The organism is Mycobacterium heckeshornense (assembly GCF_016592155.1).
Lineage (GTDB): Bacteria > Actinomycetota > Actinomycetes > Mycobacteriales > Mycobacteriaceae > Mycobacterium > Mycobacterium heckeshornense.
In genome coordinates this window covers 14,334-30,467 of sequence record NZ_AP024237.1, presented here as the reverse complement: position 1 = coordinate 30,467, position 16,134 = coordinate 14,334, and the positions used below count along the sequence as shown (strand labels likewise).

The following is a 16,134-nucleotide window of genomic DNA, read 5'->3' as shown; positions in this document are numbered from 1 at the left end:
GCGTACCGTTGTCCGGTGATTGGTCAGTTCACTGGTGAATTGTGGGGACATCGTCGGCGCAGTAGCGTAGAGACGTGACGGTTTCGGCGCTGCAACAGCAACTAGACGAAGTGCGGATCCTGCTGGCGCGCGCACGAGAGTTGTTCGGCGCCAATCCCATCGAACCTCCAGGCAATATCGCGCCGGATCCCGATGCCGTCAAGACCTGGCTGCGCTGAACGGTAGCGGTTCTACTCGGCGCCGCGTCGAGGGTGCAACTCATGTGCCAGCAACTTCTCGATCGCGACGTCGAGGTCATGCGCGGTGGGTACCTCCGCTGATGGAGTGTGACCGGCCGCCACGATTTCGCTGCGAACTTCCATTAGCGCCTTGAGATAGGACACGTCGGCGGTCAGCAAGATCCCTTGCGCGAGCGTCTGCGCGTCGGTGTCCATGGCCGCTTCGCTCAACGCCACGCTATGGGCGTATCCGCCCCGGCAGGACCGGAACAGGATGTGGCCGCTCGGATGGACGGTGTCGAAGGCCGGGTTAGCGTCTGTCATCGACGTCGTCAACGATGCCGCCCAGCTTGCCCGCGGCCTCTTCCTCGTGCTGCTCCCACATGTCCGCCGACATCTTCAGGTGGTACGCCATCTCGGCGTGGTCGTCGGCTTGCTGCTCGTAGCAGCGCCGCCGGTGCTCGAGCAGTTCGCGCCCGGCCTCGCGCAGCTCGCTGAAAACCGGCCCCAGCGAGTCCAGGCTTTCCTGGATCGCTGCGTGTGCCGATGGGATGGTGCGCAAGTACTCGGACACTTGCTCGTGGTGCCCGGCCGCCGTGCGTAAGCTCTCCGGCACCACATGGATTTGATCTGCCATCCGCTGTCTCCTCTTAAAGCGCCGACGACCCTCGTCGGCGCGCTCGTCGTGCGCTGTGTCGGTCTTCGCCAGCTGTCACGGTGACGTACCGGTCGTGGCCGCCGGCCGGGTCGGTGCCGGTGTTTCGGGCTTGGCCGGTGCGTTTGCCGTCGACGGCACCGGTGGGTGCTCCCAGCCTAGAAAGCTTGGCCCCGTCACGCTGGAGATGTGCTGAATCTGACCGTTGAGCAGCGCTTTGCTGTTGCCGAGAGCAAGCGCGTGCCGATCGGTGAACATCCCGATATCCCCGGGCGCTACCCGGGACGGATCGACCGGATCGTCGACGGCGGTGCCGGGTGGGGGAATGGTGATCCCTTGCTGGCGAAACGCATCGGCGATGGGTGTGCCGGCGGCGGCGGCTCCGATCGCCGCGGCAAGCTGCGGACTGGCAGCGGTGACGGTCTCCCCGGTGGGCAACGTCACCGTCGTCGGGCCGGCGGCTGGCTGCTCGGGAGCGGAGGCTGGTTCAGCCACCTTGTCGTTGCCCGTCTCGTCCACGTCCTCAGCCGCTGGCTGCTGTTGCGGGGTCGCGGCATCGGGTGCGGGCAGCGCCTCCTCAAGATCGTCGGGTGCCCGTTGTTTTCCGGTGTCGGGCAGTTGTCCGCCCAGCGGAATGCCGCCGGGCATACCAAGACCCGGCAGACCTGTCGGCAGCATCCCCCCACCCGGCATCCCGCCAAGCGCGGGGAAACCGGTCATCGGTGGCATCGGTGGCACCGGCGCCTGCGGGACCGGTGCGGTGGGGTCTTCCGCAAACAATCCCGGATCGTCTGCGAGCAACGCATCGAGGTACGGGTCGGCTCCGTTATCCGACTCCGCTGGATTGCTGGTGGCTTGTGGCCCGGCGTTCGCGGTGGTGCTGCGCGCAGGCTGTTGCCCACCACGGGCCCTTTGCGGCTCGGCCGTCGATACGCGGTAGAGCGACGTCCATGCGGCCATCAGCGCCGACTTCGAGGTGTCGTCGAGACCTGTGCCCGTCACCACGGCCCGAATTTCGCGGAGCTTGCCTGTCAGGAAGCGCTGAAAATCCCGAGCACCCGCGGGGGTATCCAGATCGGTGCGGCTGCGCACCGCAGCCTCGACGTCGCGCTGCAGTGCGGCCAGCGCATCACTGCCTTCAAGCGTCTTTTGGTGGGCATTCAAGATTGCCGAAACCACTTGCATATCCAACTGAGCGCACGCCGAATTCTGTTGCGCCAAAGCAATTTCGGCGTCTCTGATGGCGTCTGCTGCTGCGCCGCGCTGCCGATCGGAGGGCATCGCCACCTCAGCCGCCGGCATAGCCGAAACGCCGAGCTGCCAACGTTGCTGCGGCCCCTGCATGGCGGCGACAGTACCCAGGGGAGAGGGTGGCGACAATTCACTTCGACTAGCCGTTGAGCAAAAGCGTTTAGCGTCGAATGACGCTAGCTCGCGCCCACCGGATACCGTTCTGGCAATGCTTCCAAGGCGGCCTTTGTCGCGGCATCGAGTTCGCGGGCGTGAGCAACCACGCTGAGAATTTCACGCTGTTTGGTGAGCAAGAATTTCTGGAATTCTCGGGCGCCGGCGGGCGTATCCAGGGCAAGCGCGGCCTGGTTCTGCACGGCGTGGTCGATCTCGGCCGCGATCGCGTCGAGCCTTGCTACACCTTCGACCGTTGCGGTGTGAGCACCGACCAGCGCGTCCACCAACAGCCGGTCGGCGTCGTTCACCGCGGAGTACCGTCGCGCCAACGCCGCTTGCCTGGCTTGGATCGCTGCCACTGACCACCCGGCTTGTTCTGCCATGAGCTGAATCTTCCCATCTCCACGCGGTCTTCATCGACCTTCGCACCAGCCTGCTACCACGACGGGCGCCGGATCACCACACCCGCACCCAACGGACTAATCCGCACCGCGGCGCCGGCGTGGGGGGCTTCGACAACCAGATTGTTGCCGATCGCCATCTGTACGTGCCCGGCGTGCGGGAACACAAGATCCCCCGGTCGCACCTGCGAGCGGGGAACCGGAATGCCATCGTGAATCTGTTGATACGTCGTGCGGTCCAGGTGTATCCCCGCCTGTGCATAGGCCCACTGCACCAGCCCCGAACAGTCGAATTGGTCGGGACCGGTCGCGCCCCACACATATGGCCGGCCCAGCCGGGACAGGGCCGCGCGCACCGCCATTGCGGCGCGGCGACTCGGCGGCAGCCCAAATCCGCCTCTCTCGGAAGCGCGCCGGCACAGTGCCAGATACCGCAGGACACCCAACGCCGCCGCCCGTCGCCGCGCCTGCCAGCGTGCCGACATGACGTGGATGCGTTGCGCACGCAGCCGGGCCACGCGGCGGCGCAGCGCTTCCCGCTGGGCCATGGGCGCAACCGATGGCGCGCCGACATCCGCGCGCGCTTCGTCGAGGATTCGCTTGGTCTGCTCACGGGCCCGGGCGTGATCGTGGTGGGCGGCGGCGATGACGTCTGTGACCGCGGCGTCTGTCCGGGCCGCGGAGCGCAGCACCGCGTGGCTGTGGCGCACGGCGAGCCGATAGCGGTCGTGGCCCTCACCGGTGTTCGACGCTGTGACGGGCACAGCGGCCTCGAGGTGGGCTGCGGCTGTCTGCGGTGTCGCGAGCCAAGCAGAGCCACTGAACAGTTGATGAGCGCGGCTGAGCAGCTCCAGTTCGCTACCGCTCACCGGCTTGCCCTTCGACCCGGACGGGCGGACCGTCGTCGTCGGAGTTCACCGCGTCGGCGAAGGCCCGAACGCGGGGAGTGCCGCCGGCGGCACGACCCTGGTTGCGGATCGCCCACATCTCGTCGCAGGTGACGCCGACCAGCGCGGCGATCACCGCTTCGGGCAGCGCCGAGCGGGCGCATGCCCGATCGAATCGGGCGCTCAAGCTCTCTGGTATCCGGGTCAACAACGAGCTGCGGGTCGCCTCAAGCGCCTGCAGGTGTTCCAAAAGCCGGCCGGCCGAGTCCGCGCCAGCATGCACCGCCGCGCGCCACGACCTGGCCGCCAGCATTTCGAACTTCACGCAGAGTTCGATCACAGAATGAATATACGTCTCGTATTCGTCTGATGTCTTCGTGGGCAGTCGGTCGATGAGCCAGTGCAGTGTCTCCAGTTGTGCTTCGGCGTGCTCTTCCAGCACTTCGGTGTTGTCGTGCCGCTCGACGACGACCGCCGCGGCCTCCCGCGCGGGCACCGCCGGCGGTTGTTCACCTGTGGTCAGCCGGGCCAGCTCGGCGTCGGGATCGGCCGCGACGACGAGCCGCGCATACGTGCCCGGCGGCAGGCCGAGGCCATTTTCCACCTTTTGCACCGTGCTCTTGTGCGGCTTGCGGGCCCCGCGCTCCAGATAGCTCAGCCCCATGATGCTAACGCCGGTCGCGGCCGCGAAATCCGCCAATGACCAGTCGCGCGATTCCCGCAGCGCCCGGATAGTCGCGCCCGCCGATTCGCGGCTCATCGTAGAGCTCCGGCCATATCCGAATATTACATATCCCCAAGCATCTGCGGTGTCATATCTGCTTTTGCACCGGTCCGGTTGCGTCCTTCGCTGTTTGCATATACAGTTTCATCTACGTTTTGCTCGACAAGGAGACGCACATGGGGTATCCGTGCTCCACCAACCCAGACCTGTGGTTTGGCTACAACGATGATGACAGCGGCGACGGCGCGGCCAAGGCACGCGCGTATGAGCAGTCCGCCACCGAGGCACGACTGCTGTGCTTGCGGCGGTGCCCATTGGCGCAGCAGCGTGTTTGCGCGCGATACGCGGTCGAGCACCGGGAGGAGTACGGCGTGTGGGCGGGCGTCAAACTTCCCGGCGGACAGTACCGCAAACGCGAGCAGCTTGCTCGCGCTCACGACATCCTGCGTCGCATCGCTGCCGGCGAGATCAACTCCCGCCAGCTGCCGGAGAATGCCGCGCTGCTCGCCCGTCGTCAGGACCACGCTGTTCCGGTGCCCGCCATCGTGTTTCACTTGCCGCCGGCCCGGGTCGGACCGCGGTCGGCGGCATAACCCCGGACAGTCCCCTGCCGGCGGCCGAGGATGTGGCCCGGGCGGCTTCTACAGTTGGGCAGTACTCGGTTACCGAAACGTCGTGATGTGCTGGAACCGGTTACCAGACATTGCCGCCCCGGCTTCTGCTGCGGGTGCCCCGCCCGTCGCAGAAGAGCCGCCGGAAGAAAGGATCCGTCCATGACGACCGATAAGACCGGTGCGCAAACCGCGGTCTGTGCCGAGCAGGGCAAATACACCATCGCCGTCGAGGGCAAGACCGTTGGTCACGCGGCCGTCGCCGACCGCGATGATCAGCGCGTGTTCTACCACACCGAGATCGACAACGACTTCGGCGGACGCGGCCTGGGGACCATCCTGGTGGAGCAGGCGCTGGATGCGACCCGCCGGGATGGCAAGCGCATCGTCGCGGTATGTCCCATGGTGGCCGGCGTCCTTGCCAAGCACCCGGAATTCAGTGACATCACCGATCCGGTCACACCCGAGATCAAACAGTGGGCGCGCGACCTACCGACTAGCTAGCTAAACCGGCCACCCTGGAAAAATGGTGGGCGAAGGGGGATTTGAACCCCCACGTCCCGAAGGACACTGGCACCTGAAGCCAGCGCGTCTGCCGTTCCGCCACTCGCCCGAACAACCGGTGGAGACTACCACTCTAATCGGCTCCCTCCCCAACCGCTGTCCATGGACTGCGGTGGCACCGAGTGCCGAGCCGGTGCCCGCCGACATGATCTGACCTGCAATAATCCGATTTTCGCAGTTCTCGAGGTGCCGCACGGGCGCGGTGGGCCGATACCATGGCTTGGTTAGCAGATGGGTGCTGGGCCGGGCCCGTGAACCATCTGGCCCGGCAGCAGCAATATAGAAGGACAAGTGAGGCGAGCGCTGGATATGGGTACCCCCAAGGGGCTGGTTCAGCGCATCGAGCGCAAACTTGAGGTCACTGTCGGGGATGCGTTTGCCCGGGTGTTCGGCGGATCGATCGTCCCGGAAGAGGTCGACGCCATGTTGCGCCGCGAGGCTGCCGACGGGGTACGGTCGCTTCAGGGCAATCGCCTGTTGGCGCCCAACGAATACGTCATTACTCTCGGTGCCCACGACTACCAGAAGCTCGGCACCGATCCGGCCATTACGGCGGAGACTTTTGCTAAACAGTTGGCGGGATATATCGGGGAACAGGGGTGGCAAACATATGGTGATGTGGTTGTCCGGTTCGAGCAGTCCCCGAGCCTGCACACCGGCCAGTTCCGCACCCGCGGCGTTGTCAACCCCGACGTCGAGCCCCGCCCGGCATCCCATGATTTTGCCCCGCCACAATCAGATCATGCGTTAAGCGCAGAACCAGGAGTACCACCAATGACTGAGAATTCCAGCTATCGCGGCGGCCAGGGGCAGGGGCGGCCCGGCGACGAATACTACGACGACCGCTACGGGCGTCCGCAAGACGATCCGCGCGGTGGCCAGGAATCGCGTGGTGGGCAAGAACCCCGCGGCGGTTACCCGCCGGAATCGGGTGGCTACCCGCCGTCCGGTTATCCACCCCGGCCACCGGAACACGGCGCATACCCCGATCAGGGTGCCTACCCCGACCAAGGCGGGTACGACCAACGCGGCTACCCCGACCAGGGCGGCTACCCCGACCAGCGGGGATACCCCGACCAGCGCGGGTATCCGGAGCAGGGACGCTACGGCGAGCCGCCACGCTATCCCGATCAGGGCGGTTATCCGGATCAGGGCGGTTACCCGCCGCCGTATGAGCAACGGCCCCCTGCCGGTTACGGCGCACCCGGCTACGACCCGGGGTATCGGCAAGGCGGCTACGGCCCGCCGGCCGGCGCCGGTTACGGCGAGTACGACTACGGTCGCGGTCCGGCTCGGCCTGACGAAGGCGCCGGTTATGGCCAGCCGCCCGAACGTGGCGCGTATCCCGAACCCGGTTACGAAGGCTACGGGCCCGGGTACGGCCGCCAGGATTACGGCCAACCCGATTACGGCCGCTACGGCGAGCCCGGTGGCGGGTATGCGCCGCCCGGCGGCGGGTACGCGGAGCCGGCCGCCCGCGACTACGACTACGGCCAACCCGGCGGGGCCGGGTACGGCGGTTACGGGGAGACCGGCTATGCGTCTACCGGCAGGACGGTCACACTTCAGCTCGACGACGGCAGCGGGCGGACATACCAGCTGCGCGAAGGCAGCAACATCATCGGCCGCGGGCAAGACGCCCAGTTCCGGCTGCCCGATACCGGTGTGTCGCGCCGTCACCTTGAGATCAGGTGGGACGGGCAGGTCGCTCTGCTGACCGACTTGAACTCCACCAACGGCACCACCGTCAACAACGCGCCGGTGCAGGAATGGCAGCTGGCCGACGGTGATGTGATCCGGTTGGGCCACTCCGAGATCATCGTCCACTTTCAGTGAGCTGACCGTGCGGCGAAGCTATCAAGCTTCGCCCCGAGTCGGCCACCGTCCAAGTATCGTGACGTTGCTGACGTGCTCGCCCACCGCGAGCACGAGGTGTGCAGCGCCGGGACGGAGAGGACGCCGGATGCAGGGATTGGTTCTGCAGCTGACGCGTGCCGGGTTCTTGTTGCTGTTATGGGTTTTCATCTGGTCGGTGCTGCGGATCCTGCGCACTGATATTTACGCGCCCACCGGCGCGGTCATGGCCCGCCGTGGCCTGACGTTTCGCAGTGCGCTCATGCCGTCGCGACAGCGCCGCAACGTGCCCCGCCACTTGGTGGTCACCGAGGGCTCGCTCGCCGGCGCGCGCATCAGCCTCAGCGGGCAACCGGTGCTGATCGGACGCGCGGACGATTCGACGTTGGTGCTCACCGACGACTATGCGTCGACGCGGCACGCGCGACTGTCCCAGCGTGGCTCAGAATGGTATGTCGAGGATCTAGGATCGACCAACGGCACTTACCTTGACAGGGCGAAGGTGACGACGGCGGTACGAGTTCCGATTGGAACCCCGGTTCGAATCGGCAAAACGGTAATCGAGTTGCGCCCGTGACACTGGTTCTGCGTTACGCGGCCCGCAGCGATGTCGGCCTGGTGCGTTCCAACAACGAGGACTCGGTGTATGCGGGAGCACGGCTGCTGGCGCTGGCCGACGGCATGGGTGGTCACGCCGCCGGCGAAGTGGCGTCGCAGCTGGCGATTGCCGCGCTGGCTCAACTCGACGATGACGAGCCCGGCGGCGATCTGCTCGGCAAGCTCCACGACGCTGTGCAGCAAGGCAATTCGGCGATCGCCGCGCACGTCGAGCTGGAGCCGGACCTGGAGGGGATGGGTACCACGCTCACCGCGATCCTGTTCGCCGGCGATCGCCTGGGGCTGGTGCACATCGGCGACTCGCGCTGCTACCTGCTGCGCGACGGCGAGTTGACCCAGATCACCAGAGACGACACCTTCGTGCAGACCTTGGTCGACGAAGGCCGCATCAGCCCGGAAGAAGCGCACAGCCACCCGCAGCGCTCCCTGATCATGCGCGCCCTCACCGGCCATGAGGTGGAGCCGACGCTGACCATGCGCGAGGTACGGGCGGGTGACCGATACCTGTTGTGCTCGGACGGATTATCCGACCCGGTCAGCGACGAAACCATCCTTGAGGCGCTGAAGATCCCCGACGTCAACGATGCCGCAGACCGCCTCATCGAACTGGCTTTGCGCGGCGGCGGACCGGACAACGTGACCGTGGTGGTCGCCGATGTCGTCGACCACGACTACGGTCCGACTCAGCCGATCGTAGCGGGCGCGGTTTCCGCAGACTCCGATTACCAGGACCAACTGACCCGGCCCGACACCGCCGCCGGCCGGGCATCCGCCATCAGCCCCCGCAAAGATGTCACCAAACATATTCTGCCCCACGGAGATACATTCACTCAGCCGATCCGGTCGCGTCGGCGGATGGCGATGGCTATCACACTGCTGGTGCTGCTGGTGCTGGCGGGTCTTGCGATCAGCCGGGCCATCATCCGCAACAACTACTATGTCGCCGGATACGAGGGCAACGTGTCCATCATGCGCGGCATTCCGCAGTCGATTCTGGGCTTGCCCCTGCACAAGCCGTACCTGCTGGGCTGCCTCAACGGCAATCAGCTGTCCCAGATCAGCTACGGCCAGTCCAAAGACCACCTGGGCTGCCACCTGATGAAGCTGGAGGATCTGCGACCCGCCGAACGTGCGCAGGTGGCGGCCGGGCTGCCAGCCGGCAGCCTTGACGACGCGATCGCGCAGCTGCGCGAATTATCAACGAACTCACTGCTACCCCCGTGCCCGCCGCCACGCGCCACCTCGCCACCGCCCGCGACCAGCCGCGCCCCCACGCCCAGCACCACCGCCACCCCGCCGCACCCCCAGTCTCCCGATTCCACCGACTCCTCAGCCCCCGCGCCTCCCGCCAGGGCGAATCCGCAGCCGCCACTGCAGCCGGGCACCGATTGCCGGGCGGCGGCATGAGTGGCGGCGACGCGGGGCGCAGGGATGATGAGGAGCGGCACACAGTGAGCACAGCGCCGCAGCCGCCAATCATGGTGACACCTGCCCTGCCGACCCGGCGCAATGCCGAACTGTTGCTATTGGGCTTCGCCACCGCCATCACCGCCGCGGCGCTGCTCATCGTGCAAGCCAATCAAGAACGCGGATTGCATTGGGACCTAGCCGGTTACGCGGTGGCTTTCTTCACCTTGTTCACCTGCGCGCATCTAACGGTGCGACGTTTTGCCCCCTATGCGGACCCGCTGCTGCTGCCGGTGGTCGCGTTGCTCAATGGCCTGGGCCTGGTGATGATCCACCGTCTCGACGTCACCAGCGCCACGCTCGGCGGCCGCACCCATCCCAGTGCCAACCAGCAGATGCTGTGGACGCTGGTGGGCGTGACCGGCTTCGCGCTGGTGGTGTGGTTACTGCCGGACCACCGCCGCCTTGCCCGCTACGGCTACACGTGCGGCGTCGCAGGCTTGGTGATCTTGACCATTCCGGCGTTGCTACCGTCGTCGTTTTCCGAACAGAACGGTGCGAAAATCTGGATTCGCTTGCCGGGCTTTTCGATTCAGCCTGCTGAATTCTCGAAGATCCTGCTGCTGATTTTCTTCGCCGCGGTGCTGGTCGCCAAACGCCGCCTGTTCACCAGCGCCGGCAAGCACGTGATGGGCATGGACCTGCCCCGGCCCCGTGACCTCGCGCCGCTCGTGGCTGCATGGGTCATCTCGGTGGGCGTGATGATTTTCGAAAAGGACCTCGGCACTTCGCTGTTGCTTTACGTGTCGTTCCTGACGATGGTGTATCTGGCCACCCAGCGATTCAGTTGGGTGATTATCGGTTTGGCCCTGTTCGCCGTGGGAAGCGTTGCAGCGTATTTTCTTTTCGCCCATGTCCGGCTTCGCGTGCAGACCTGGCTGTCTCCGTTCGCCGACCCTGAGGGCAGCGGCTATCAGATCGTGCAGTCGCTGTTCAGCTTTGCTACCGGCGGCATCTTCGGCACGGGTCTGGGCAACGGCCAACCCGACACGGTGCCGGCGGCATCAACCGATTTCATCATCGCCGCATTCGGCGAAGAGCTGGGGCTGGTGGGGCTGGCCAGCCTGCTGATGCTCTACACCATCGTGATCATCCGGGGCCTGCGCACCGCGATCGCGGTACGCGACAGCTTCGGCAAGCTGCTGGCGGCCGGGTTGGCGTCGACGCTGGCCATCCAGCTGTTCATCGTCGTCGGCGGCGTGACGACCCTGATCCCGTTGACCGGGCTGACCACACCGTGGATGTCCTACGGCGGCTCGTCGCTGCTCGCTAACTACGCGTTGCTGGCGATCCTCGTGCAGATCTCGCATGCGGCCCGGCGACCTTTCCGCACCCCGTCGCGCGCCACGTCGCCGATTGCGGCGGCCAGCACCGAGGTGATCGAGCGGGTATGAACGCCTCTTTGCGCCGGGTCTCCGTCACCGTGATGGCGTTGATGGTGCTGCTGTTGCTCAATGCCACCTTCACCCAGGTGTTCACCGCCGACGGTTTGCGCGCCGACCCGCGAAACCAGCGAGTGCTGCTCGACGAATATTCGCGACAACGCGGTCAGATCACCGCCGGCGGACAACTGCTGGCCTATTCGGTGGCCACCGACAATCGCTACAAATTCCTGCGCGTATACCCCAATCCTTCTGTGTACGCGCCGATTACGGGTTTTTACTCACTGCGCTATTCCAGCACGGGCCTGGAACGCGCCGAAGACCCGGTGCTCAACGGCTCCGATGAGCGGCTGTTCGGTCGCCGGCTGGCCGACTTCTTCACCGGTCGCGACCCGCGCGGCGGCAATGTCGACACCACCATCAACCCCCGGGTGCAGCAGGCCGGCTGGGATGCGCTGCAGCAAGGCTGCGGCGGCCCCTGCAAAGGGGCGGTGGTGGCGCTGGAACCGTCGACGGGCAAGATCCTAGCGCTGGTGTCGTCACCGTCTTACGACCCCAACCAGTTGGCGTCGCACAATCCCGACGAACAGTTGCGGGCCTGGCAGCGGCTGCGCGACGACCCCGCTGCCCCACTGACCAATCGCGCTATCGCAGAGACCTACCCGCCCGGATCGACATTCAAGGTGATCACCACCGCGGCTGCCCTGCAGGCCGGGATGACCGAGGACGACCAGCTCACCTCCGCGCCCACGATTCCGCTGCCCGACAGCACCGCCACCCTGGAGAATTTCGGCGGCACGCCGTGCGGCGCCGAGCCGACGGTGTCGCTGCGCGAGGCCTTCGCCCGGTCCTGCAATACCGCCTTCGTCCAGTTGGGCATCGCGACCGGCACCGAGGCACTGCGCAGCACTGCCCAGGCGTTCGGGTTCGACACTGCGCCCGAGCCCGTCCCGCTGCAGGTCGCCGAATCAACCGTTGGCCCTATCGCCGATGCCGCCGCGCTGGGGATGTCGAGCATCGGTCAAAAGGACGTCGCGCTGACCCCGCTGCAAAACGCCGTGGTCGCCGCGGCGATCGCCAACGCCGGCGTCATCATGCAGCCCTACTTGGTCAACAGCCTCCAAGGACCGGATCTGGCTAACATCAGCAGCACCGCCCCACACCAGCAGCGCCGTGCGGTTTCACCGCAGGTCGCGGCTAAGCTAACAGAATTGATGGTCGGCGCCGAGTCAGTCACACAGCAGAAAGGGGCCATCCCCGGCGTGCAGATCGCATCCAAGACCGGTACCGCAGAGCACGGCACCGACCCGCGTCACACTCCGCCACATGCGTGGTACATCGCCTTCGCGCCGGCGTACTTGCCGAAGGTGGCCGTCGCGGTACTGGTGGAAGGCGGAGCTGAGCGACCATCCGCGACTGGTGGCGCCCTCGCCGCGCCGATCGGACGCGCCGTGATCGAGGCTGCGCTGCAGGGAGGGCCATGACCGCGCGAGTAGGTGTGACGCTGTCCGGGCGGTATCGCCTCCAGCGCCTCATTGCCACCGGCGGCATGGGTCAGGTGTGGGAAGCGGTCGACAGCAGGCTGGGCCGGCGTGTGGCGGTGAAGGTGCTCAAGCAGGAGTTCTCCCAGGACCCCGAGTTTTTAGAGCGGTTTCGCAACGAGGCACGCACCACCGCAATGCTCAACCATCCCGGGATCGCCAGCGTCCACGACTACGGCGAAACCACCCTCAACGGTGAGGGACGCACCGCCTACCTGGTGATGGAGCTGGTCAACGGCGAGCCGTTGAACTCTGTGCTGAAACGCACCGGCAAGCTCTCGCTGCGGCACGCGCTGGACATGCTCGAGCAGACCGGCCGCGCGCTTCAGGTCGCGCATGCCGCCGGGCTCGTGCACCGCGACGTCAAACCGGGCAATATCTTGATCACGCCCACCGGCCAGGTCAAGATCACCGACTTCGGTATCGCCAAAGCCGTCGACGCGGCACCGGTAACCCAAACCGGCATGGTGATGGGCACCGCTCAATACATCGCTCCCGAGCAGGCCCTCGGCCACGACGCCACCCCGGCCAGTGACGTCTATTCGCTGGGAGTTGTTGGCTACGAATCGGTTTCGGGTAAACGCCCCTTCACCGGTGACGGCGCTTTGACAGTGGCGATGAAGCACATCAAAGAGCCGCCGCCGCCGCTGCCCAACGACGTGCCGCCCAATGTGCGGGAGCTCATCGAAATCACGTTGGTCAAGAACCCGCAGCTGCGCTACAAGAGCGGGGGACCGTTCGCTGACGCCGTCGCCGCGGTGCGTGCGGGCCGCCGACCACCACGACCGAGCCAAACCGGGCGGGCCACTCCGGCGGCCATTCCGTCCAGCGGCCCGTCGAGGGCCGCCGCTAACCCCACCGGTCGGGTGCCCGCCGCCCGCCGAGCCCGCCCGGCGACCGCGGGGCATCGTCCGCCGCCGCCGCGCCGCACCTTCTCCTCCGGGCAGCGTGCGCTGCTGTGGGCCGCTGGAGTGCTGGGGGCGCTGGCGATCATCATCGCGGTGCTGATCGTGATCAACTCGCACGACGAGAACATCCAGCCCCAGCAATCCACCCCGACGGTCACCGATACCGGGACCCCGCCCAGCACCACGTCCAGCGGATCCGCCCCCGCGCAGCCGTCCGATTGGACTGATCACGCCCCGACCAGTAATCCTGGACAGCAGAGCAAGCAAGCCCTACTTCGCTGGGCCGCCGCGCTGACACCGCCCCCTCCCGTCTCGCCGGCCCGACCCGAGACACCGCGATGACCACTCCGCAGCACCTGTCCGACCGCTACGAACTCGGCGAAATCCTGGGTTTTGGTGGCATGTCGGAGGTTCACCTGGCCCGCGACCTCCGACTGCACCGTGACGTCGCGGTCAAGGTGTTGCGCGCCGACCTTGCCCGCGATCCCAGCTTCTATCTGCGCTTCCGGCGTGAAGCGCAAAACGCGGCCGCGCTGAACCACCCGGCCATCGTCGCCGTATATGACACCGGCGAAGCGGAAACACCCGCCGGTCCGCTGCCCTACATCGTGATGGAGTACGTCAACGGCGTCACCCTGCGCGACATCGTGCACACCGACGGCCCGATGCCGCCCCACCGCGCCATCGAGGTCATCGCCGACGCCTGCCAGGCGCTGAATTTCTCACACCAGCACGGCATCATCCACCGCGACGTCAAACCGGCGAACATCATGATCAGCACCACCGGTGCGGTGAAGGTGATGGACTTCGGGATCGCCCGGGCGATCGCCGACAGCGGCAACAGTGTCACCCAGACCGCGGCGGTGATCGGGACCGCGCAGTACCTGTCCCCGGAGCAGGCTCGCGGCAACCCGGTCGATGCCCGCTCCGACGTCTACTCACTGGGGTGTGTTCTCTACGAAATCCTCACCGGCGAGCCACCTTTCGTCGGTGACTCGCCGGTCGCGGTCGCTTATCAGCACGTGCGCGAGGACCCGATTCCGCCGTCGCAGCGCCGCGAGGGCATCTCCGCCGACCTCGACGCTGTCGTGCTCAAGGCGCTGGCCAAGAACCCGGACAACCGATACCAGACCGCCGCCGAGATGCGGGCCGACCTGATCCGGGTGCACAACGGTGAACCACCCGAGGCGCCCAAAGTGCTCACCGCCGCCGAGCGCACATCGATGCTGGCGTCGGGGGCGCCGGGCGGTCCGGCGGGGCCGCACACCGACCCGCTGCCGCGCCAGCAGCTTGATTTCGCCCCGGATCGCGATGCCGGCTCGGTGCGCCGCTGGTTGATCGCGGTTGCCGCGCTGGCCGTGTTGACCGTCGTCGTCACCATCCTCATCAACACCTTCGGCGGCAACACCCGCAACGTGCAGGTGCCCGACGTGCGCGGGCAAGTCTCAGCCGACGCGATCGCGGCACTGCAAAACCGCGGCTTTAAGACCCGCACCCAGCAAAAACCGGATTCCACGGTGCCACCCGACCACGTGATCGGCACCGAGCCGGCTGCCAACGCGTCGGTGAGTGCGGGCGAAGAGATCACTATCAACGTGTCGACGGGCCCCGAGCAGCGCGAGGTGCCTGACGTGTCTTCGCTGAGCTACGCCGACGCGGTCAAGAAGCTGACCGCCGCCGGATTTGGCCGCTTCAAGCAGGCCAGCTCGCCTTCGACCCCGGAGCTCAAGGGCCGCGTCGTCGGCACCAATCCACCGGCCAACCAGACGTCGGCCATCACCAACGTGATCACGATCGTCGTCGGGTCGGGGCCGGCCACCAAGCAGATCCCGGACGTGGCCGGCCAAACCGTTGACCTCGCGCAGAAAAACCTCACCGTCTACGGGTTCACCAAATTCAGCCAGGCGGCGGTGGACAGCCCCCGCCCGGCCGGCGACGTAATCGGCACCAATCCTCCTGCGGGCGCGACGGTTCCGGTGGATTCGGTGATCGAGTTGCAGGTCTCCAAGGGCAACCAGTTCGTGATGCCTGACCTGTCCGGGTTGTTCTGGACCGACGCCGAACCGCAGCTGCGCGCGCTGGGCTGGACGGGTGTGCTGGTCAAGGGGGCCGATGTCGACGCCGGGGGCGACAAGCACAACCGGGTGGTGTATCAGAGCCCGGCGGCGGGCCAGGGCGTGAACAAAGACGGCGCCATCACGCTGAAGTTCGGTCAGTAGCCGTCAGCGGCCGTGCCGTGGCTGTGGTTTTCAGAATCTCGCTTTCCAGCCGCCGCACCAGGATGTCGTCGAAGGGCTGCCCGCAACAGGCCAGCCAGTTGGCCAACATCCGGTGCCCGCCCTCGGTGAGGATGGACTCCGGGTGAAACTGCACCCCGTAGATCGGCAGGTCCGTGTGCTGCACCCCCATGATCACCCCACTGCGGGTCCGGGCCGTCACCTCCAGCATGGGCGGCAAGGTCTCCGGCAAGATCGTCAGCGAATGATATCGGGTCGCCGTGAAAGGATCCGGAAGTCCTTGCAGCACACCGATATTCGTGTGGAATACGCTGCTGGTTTTGCCGTGCAGGAGCTCGGGTGCGCGGTCGACCGTGGCCCCGAATGCCACCCCGATCGCCTGATGCCCCAAGCACACGCCCAGCAGCGGGGTGCGCGCGGCGGCGCAGGCCCGCACCAGGCCGATCGACGCCCCCGCGCGCTCGGGTGTGCCCGGACCCGGGCTGAGCAGCACCCCGTCGAATTGGGCGGCCGCGGCGGCTTGGTCGCTCAACCTGGTGTCGTCGTTGCGCCACACCTGGGCCTCGACGCCGAGCTGGCCGAGATACTGCACCAGGTTGAACACGAAGCTGTCGTAGTTGTCGACGACCAAGATCCGCACCACGATGTCAGCCTATCGCC

At 66.5% G+C, this 16,134-nt stretch carries 17 protein-coding genes and 1 tRNA gene; 10 read left to right on the top strand and 8 right to left on the bottom strand.

The window, feature by feature from the left end; translation table 11 throughout:
• The first annotated feature begins 74 nt into the window (after positions 1-74).
• Positions 75-218 carry a hypothetical protein gene (locus MHEC_RS00160; protein ID WP_162838788.1) on the top strand — a complete coding sequence of 48 codons (144 nt, stop codon included), beginning with the start codon at positions 75-77 and terminating at the stop codon, positions 216-218.
• Positions 219-230: 12 nt separating this feature from the next.
• Here MHEC_RS00160 and MHEC_RS00155 read toward each other — a convergent pair whose 3' ends face one another.
• The 6 genes from MHEC_RS00155 to MHEC_RS00130 form a co-directional block, all read right to left on the bottom strand.
• Positions 231-542 carry a DUF2694 family protein gene (locus tag MHEC_RS00155; protein ID WP_048892610.1) on the bottom strand — a complete coding sequence of 104 codons (312 nt, stop codon included), beginning with the start codon at positions 540-542 and terminating at the stop codon, positions 231-233.
• On the bottom strand, positions 529-855 hold the full coding sequence (locus tag MHEC_RS00150; protein ID WP_048892609.1) for an ESX-1 secretion-associated protein: 327 nt from the start codon (positions 853-855) through the stop codon (positions 529-531). The genes MHEC_RS00155 and MHEC_RS00150 overlap by 14 nt, the downstream gene beginning before the upstream one ends.
• A 75-nt stretch (positions 856-930) precedes the next feature.
• Complete coding sequence (locus MHEC_RS00145; RefSeq protein ID WP_372507339.1) at positions 931-2,217, bottom strand: DUF4226 domain-containing protein; 1,287 nt, start codon at positions 2,215-2,217, stop codon at positions 931-933.
• 83 nt (positions 2,218-2,300) lie between these two features.
• A complete protein-coding gene (locus MHEC_RS00140; protein WP_048892608.1) occupies positions 2,301-2,663 on the bottom strand; it encodes a DUF4226 domain-containing protein in 363 nt (120 codons plus the stop codon).
• A 53-nt stretch (positions 2,664-2,716) separates the two neighbouring features.
• Entirely contained in the window at positions 2,717-3,550 is an 834-nt protein-coding gene (locus MHEC_RS00135; RefSeq protein ID WP_048892607.1) for a C40 family peptidase, read from the bottom strand.
• Positions 3,540-4,328, bottom strand: coding sequence for a helix-turn-helix domain-containing protein (locus MHEC_RS00130; protein WP_201399385.1), 789 nt, complete (start codon positions 4,326-4,328; stop codon positions 3,540-3,542). Before MHEC_RS00130 ends, MHEC_RS00135 begins: the two co-directional genes overlap by 11 nt.
• Positions 4,329-4,468: 140 nt before the next feature.
• Between MHEC_RS00130 and MHEC_RS00125 the strand changes: the two genes are divergently transcribed.
• Together MHEC_RS00125 and MHEC_RS00120 are read left to right on the top strand one after the other, a co-directional pair.
• On the top strand, positions 4,469-4,885 hold the full coding sequence (locus tag MHEC_RS00125) for a WhiB family transcriptional regulator (RefSeq protein WP_048892605.1): 417 nt from the start codon (positions 4,469-4,471) through the stop codon (positions 4,883-4,885).
• 180 nt (positions 4,886-5,065) lie between these two features.
• Positions 5,066-5,407 (top strand): GNAT family N-acetyltransferase, encoded by a 342-nt coding sequence (locus tag MHEC_RS00120; protein ID WP_048892604.1) that lies wholly within the window; start codon positions 5,066-5,068, stop codon positions 5,405-5,407.
• A gap of 23 nt (positions 5,408-5,430) precedes the next feature.
• Here MHEC_RS00120 and MHEC_RS00115 read toward each other — a convergent pair.
• A tRNA-Leu gene (locus tag MHEC_RS00115) sits at positions 5,431-5,516 on the bottom strand.
• A 260-nt stretch (positions 5,517-5,776) separates the two neighbouring features.
• On the opposite strand from MHEC_RS00115, the gene MHEC_RS00110 reads away from it, so the two are divergent.
• The 7 genes from MHEC_RS00110 to pknB all read left to right on the top strand — a co-directional run bounded on the left by MHEC_RS00110 (position 5,777) and on the right by pknB (position 15,456).
• Complete coding sequence (locus tag MHEC_RS00110; protein WP_048892603.1) at positions 5,777-7,303, top strand: DUF3662 and FHA domain-containing protein; 1,527 nt, start codon at positions 5,777-5,779, stop codon at positions 7,301-7,303.
• Between the two features lie 127 nt (positions 7,304-7,430).
• Positions 7,431-7,898 (top strand): FHA domain-containing protein FhaB/FipA, encoded by a 468-nt coding sequence (locus MHEC_RS00105; protein WP_048892602.1) that lies wholly within the window; start codon positions 7,431-7,433, stop codon positions 7,896-7,898.
• Entirely contained in the window at positions 7,895-9,346 is a 1,452-nt protein-coding gene (locus MHEC_RS00100; RefSeq protein WP_201399383.1) for a PP2C family protein-serine/threonine phosphatase, read from the top strand. The genes MHEC_RS00105 and MHEC_RS00100 overlap by 4 nt, the downstream gene beginning before the upstream one ends.
• Before the next feature lie 71 nt (positions 9,347-9,417).
• Complete coding sequence (locus tag MHEC_RS00095; RefSeq protein ID WP_275999530.1) at positions 9,418-10,800, top strand: FtsW/RodA/SpoVE family cell cycle protein; 1,383 nt, start codon at positions 9,418-9,420, stop codon at positions 10,798-10,800.
• Positions 10,797-12,272: a D,D-transpeptidase PbpA gene (pbpA, locus tag MHEC_RS00090; RefSeq protein ID WP_048891401.1), complete on the top strand. Its 1,476-nt coding sequence runs from the start codon at positions 10,797-10,799 to the stop codon at positions 12,270-12,272. Before MHEC_RS00095 ends, pbpA begins: the two co-directional genes overlap by 4 nt.
• A complete protein-coding gene (locus MHEC_RS00085; protein WP_048891400.1) occupies positions 12,269-13,579 on the top strand; it encodes a serine/threonine-protein kinase in 1,311 nt (436 codons plus the stop codon). Before pbpA ends, MHEC_RS00085 begins: the two co-directional genes overlap by 4 nt.
• Complete coding sequence (gene pknB / locus MHEC_RS00080) at positions 13,576-15,456, top strand: Stk1 family PASTA domain-containing Ser/Thr kinase (RefSeq protein ID WP_048891399.1); 1,881 nt, start codon at positions 13,576-13,578, stop codon at positions 15,454-15,456. The genes MHEC_RS00085 and pknB overlap by 4 nt, the downstream gene beginning before the upstream one ends.
• On the opposite strand, the gene MHEC_RS00075 is transcribed toward pknB, so the two are convergent.
• Positions 15,434-16,114, bottom strand: a complete 681-nt coding sequence (locus tag MHEC_RS00075; protein ID WP_048891398.1) for an aminodeoxychorismate/anthranilate synthase component II — start codon at positions 16,112-16,114, stop codon at positions 15,434-15,436. The two genes, pknB and MHEC_RS00075, sit on opposite strands and share 23 nt — an antisense overlap.
• Positions 16,115-16,134 lie beyond the last annotated feature (20 nt).

Excerpts from the sequence above, each read along its gene's own strand:
- MHEC_RS00110 (WP_048892603.1), top strand. The coding sequence starts at position 5,777 with ATGGGTACCCCCAAGGGGCTGGTTCAGCGCATCGAGCGCAAACTTGAG.
- MHEC_RS00125 (WP_048892605.1), top strand. The coding sequence starts at position 4,469 with ATGGGGTATCCGTGCTCCACCAACCCAGACCTGTGGTTTGGCTACAAC.
- MHEC_RS00120 (WP_048892604.1), top strand. The coding sequence starts at position 5,066 with ATGACGACCGATAAGACCGGTGCGCAAACCGCGGTCTGTGCCGAGCAG.
- MHEC_RS00130 (WP_201399385.1), bottom strand. The coding sequence starts at position 4,328 with ATGAGCCGCGAATCGGCGGGCGCGACTATCCGGGCGCTGCGGGAATCG.
- MHEC_RS00095 (WP_275999530.1), top strand. The coding sequence starts at position 9,418 with ATGGTGACACCTGCCCTGCCGACCCGGCGCAATGCCGAACTGTTGCTA.
- pbpA (WP_048891401.1), top strand. The coding sequence starts at position 10,797 with ATGAACGCCTCTTTGCGCCGGGTCTCCGTCACCGTGATGGCGTTGATG.
- MHEC_RS00145 (WP_372507339.1), bottom strand. The coding sequence starts at position 2,217 with ATGCAGGGGCCGCAGCAACGTTGGCAGCTCGGCGTTTCGGCTATGCCG.
- MHEC_RS00155 (WP_048892610.1), bottom strand. The coding sequence starts at position 542 with ATGACAGACGCTAACCCGGCCTTCGACACCGTCCATCCGAGCGGCCAC.
- MHEC_RS00150 (WP_048892609.1), bottom strand. The coding sequence starts at position 855 with ATGGCAGATCAAATCCATGTGGTGCCGGAGAGCTTACGCACGGCGGCC.
- MHEC_RS00140 (WP_048892608.1), bottom strand. The coding sequence starts at position 2,663 with ATGGCAGAACAAGCCGGGTGGTCAGTGGCAGCGATCCAAGCCAGGCAA.
- MHEC_RS00105 (WP_048892602.1), top strand. The coding sequence starts at position 7,431 with ATGCAGGGATTGGTTCTGCAGCTGACGCGTGCCGGGTTCTTGTTGCTG.
- MHEC_RS00085 (WP_048891400.1), top strand. The coding sequence starts at position 12,269 with ATGACCGCGCGAGTAGGTGTGACGCTGTCCGGGCGGTATCGCCTCCAG.
- pknB (WP_048891399.1), top strand. The coding sequence starts at position 13,576 with ATGACCACTCCGCAGCACCTGTCCGACCGCTACGAACTCGGCGAAATC.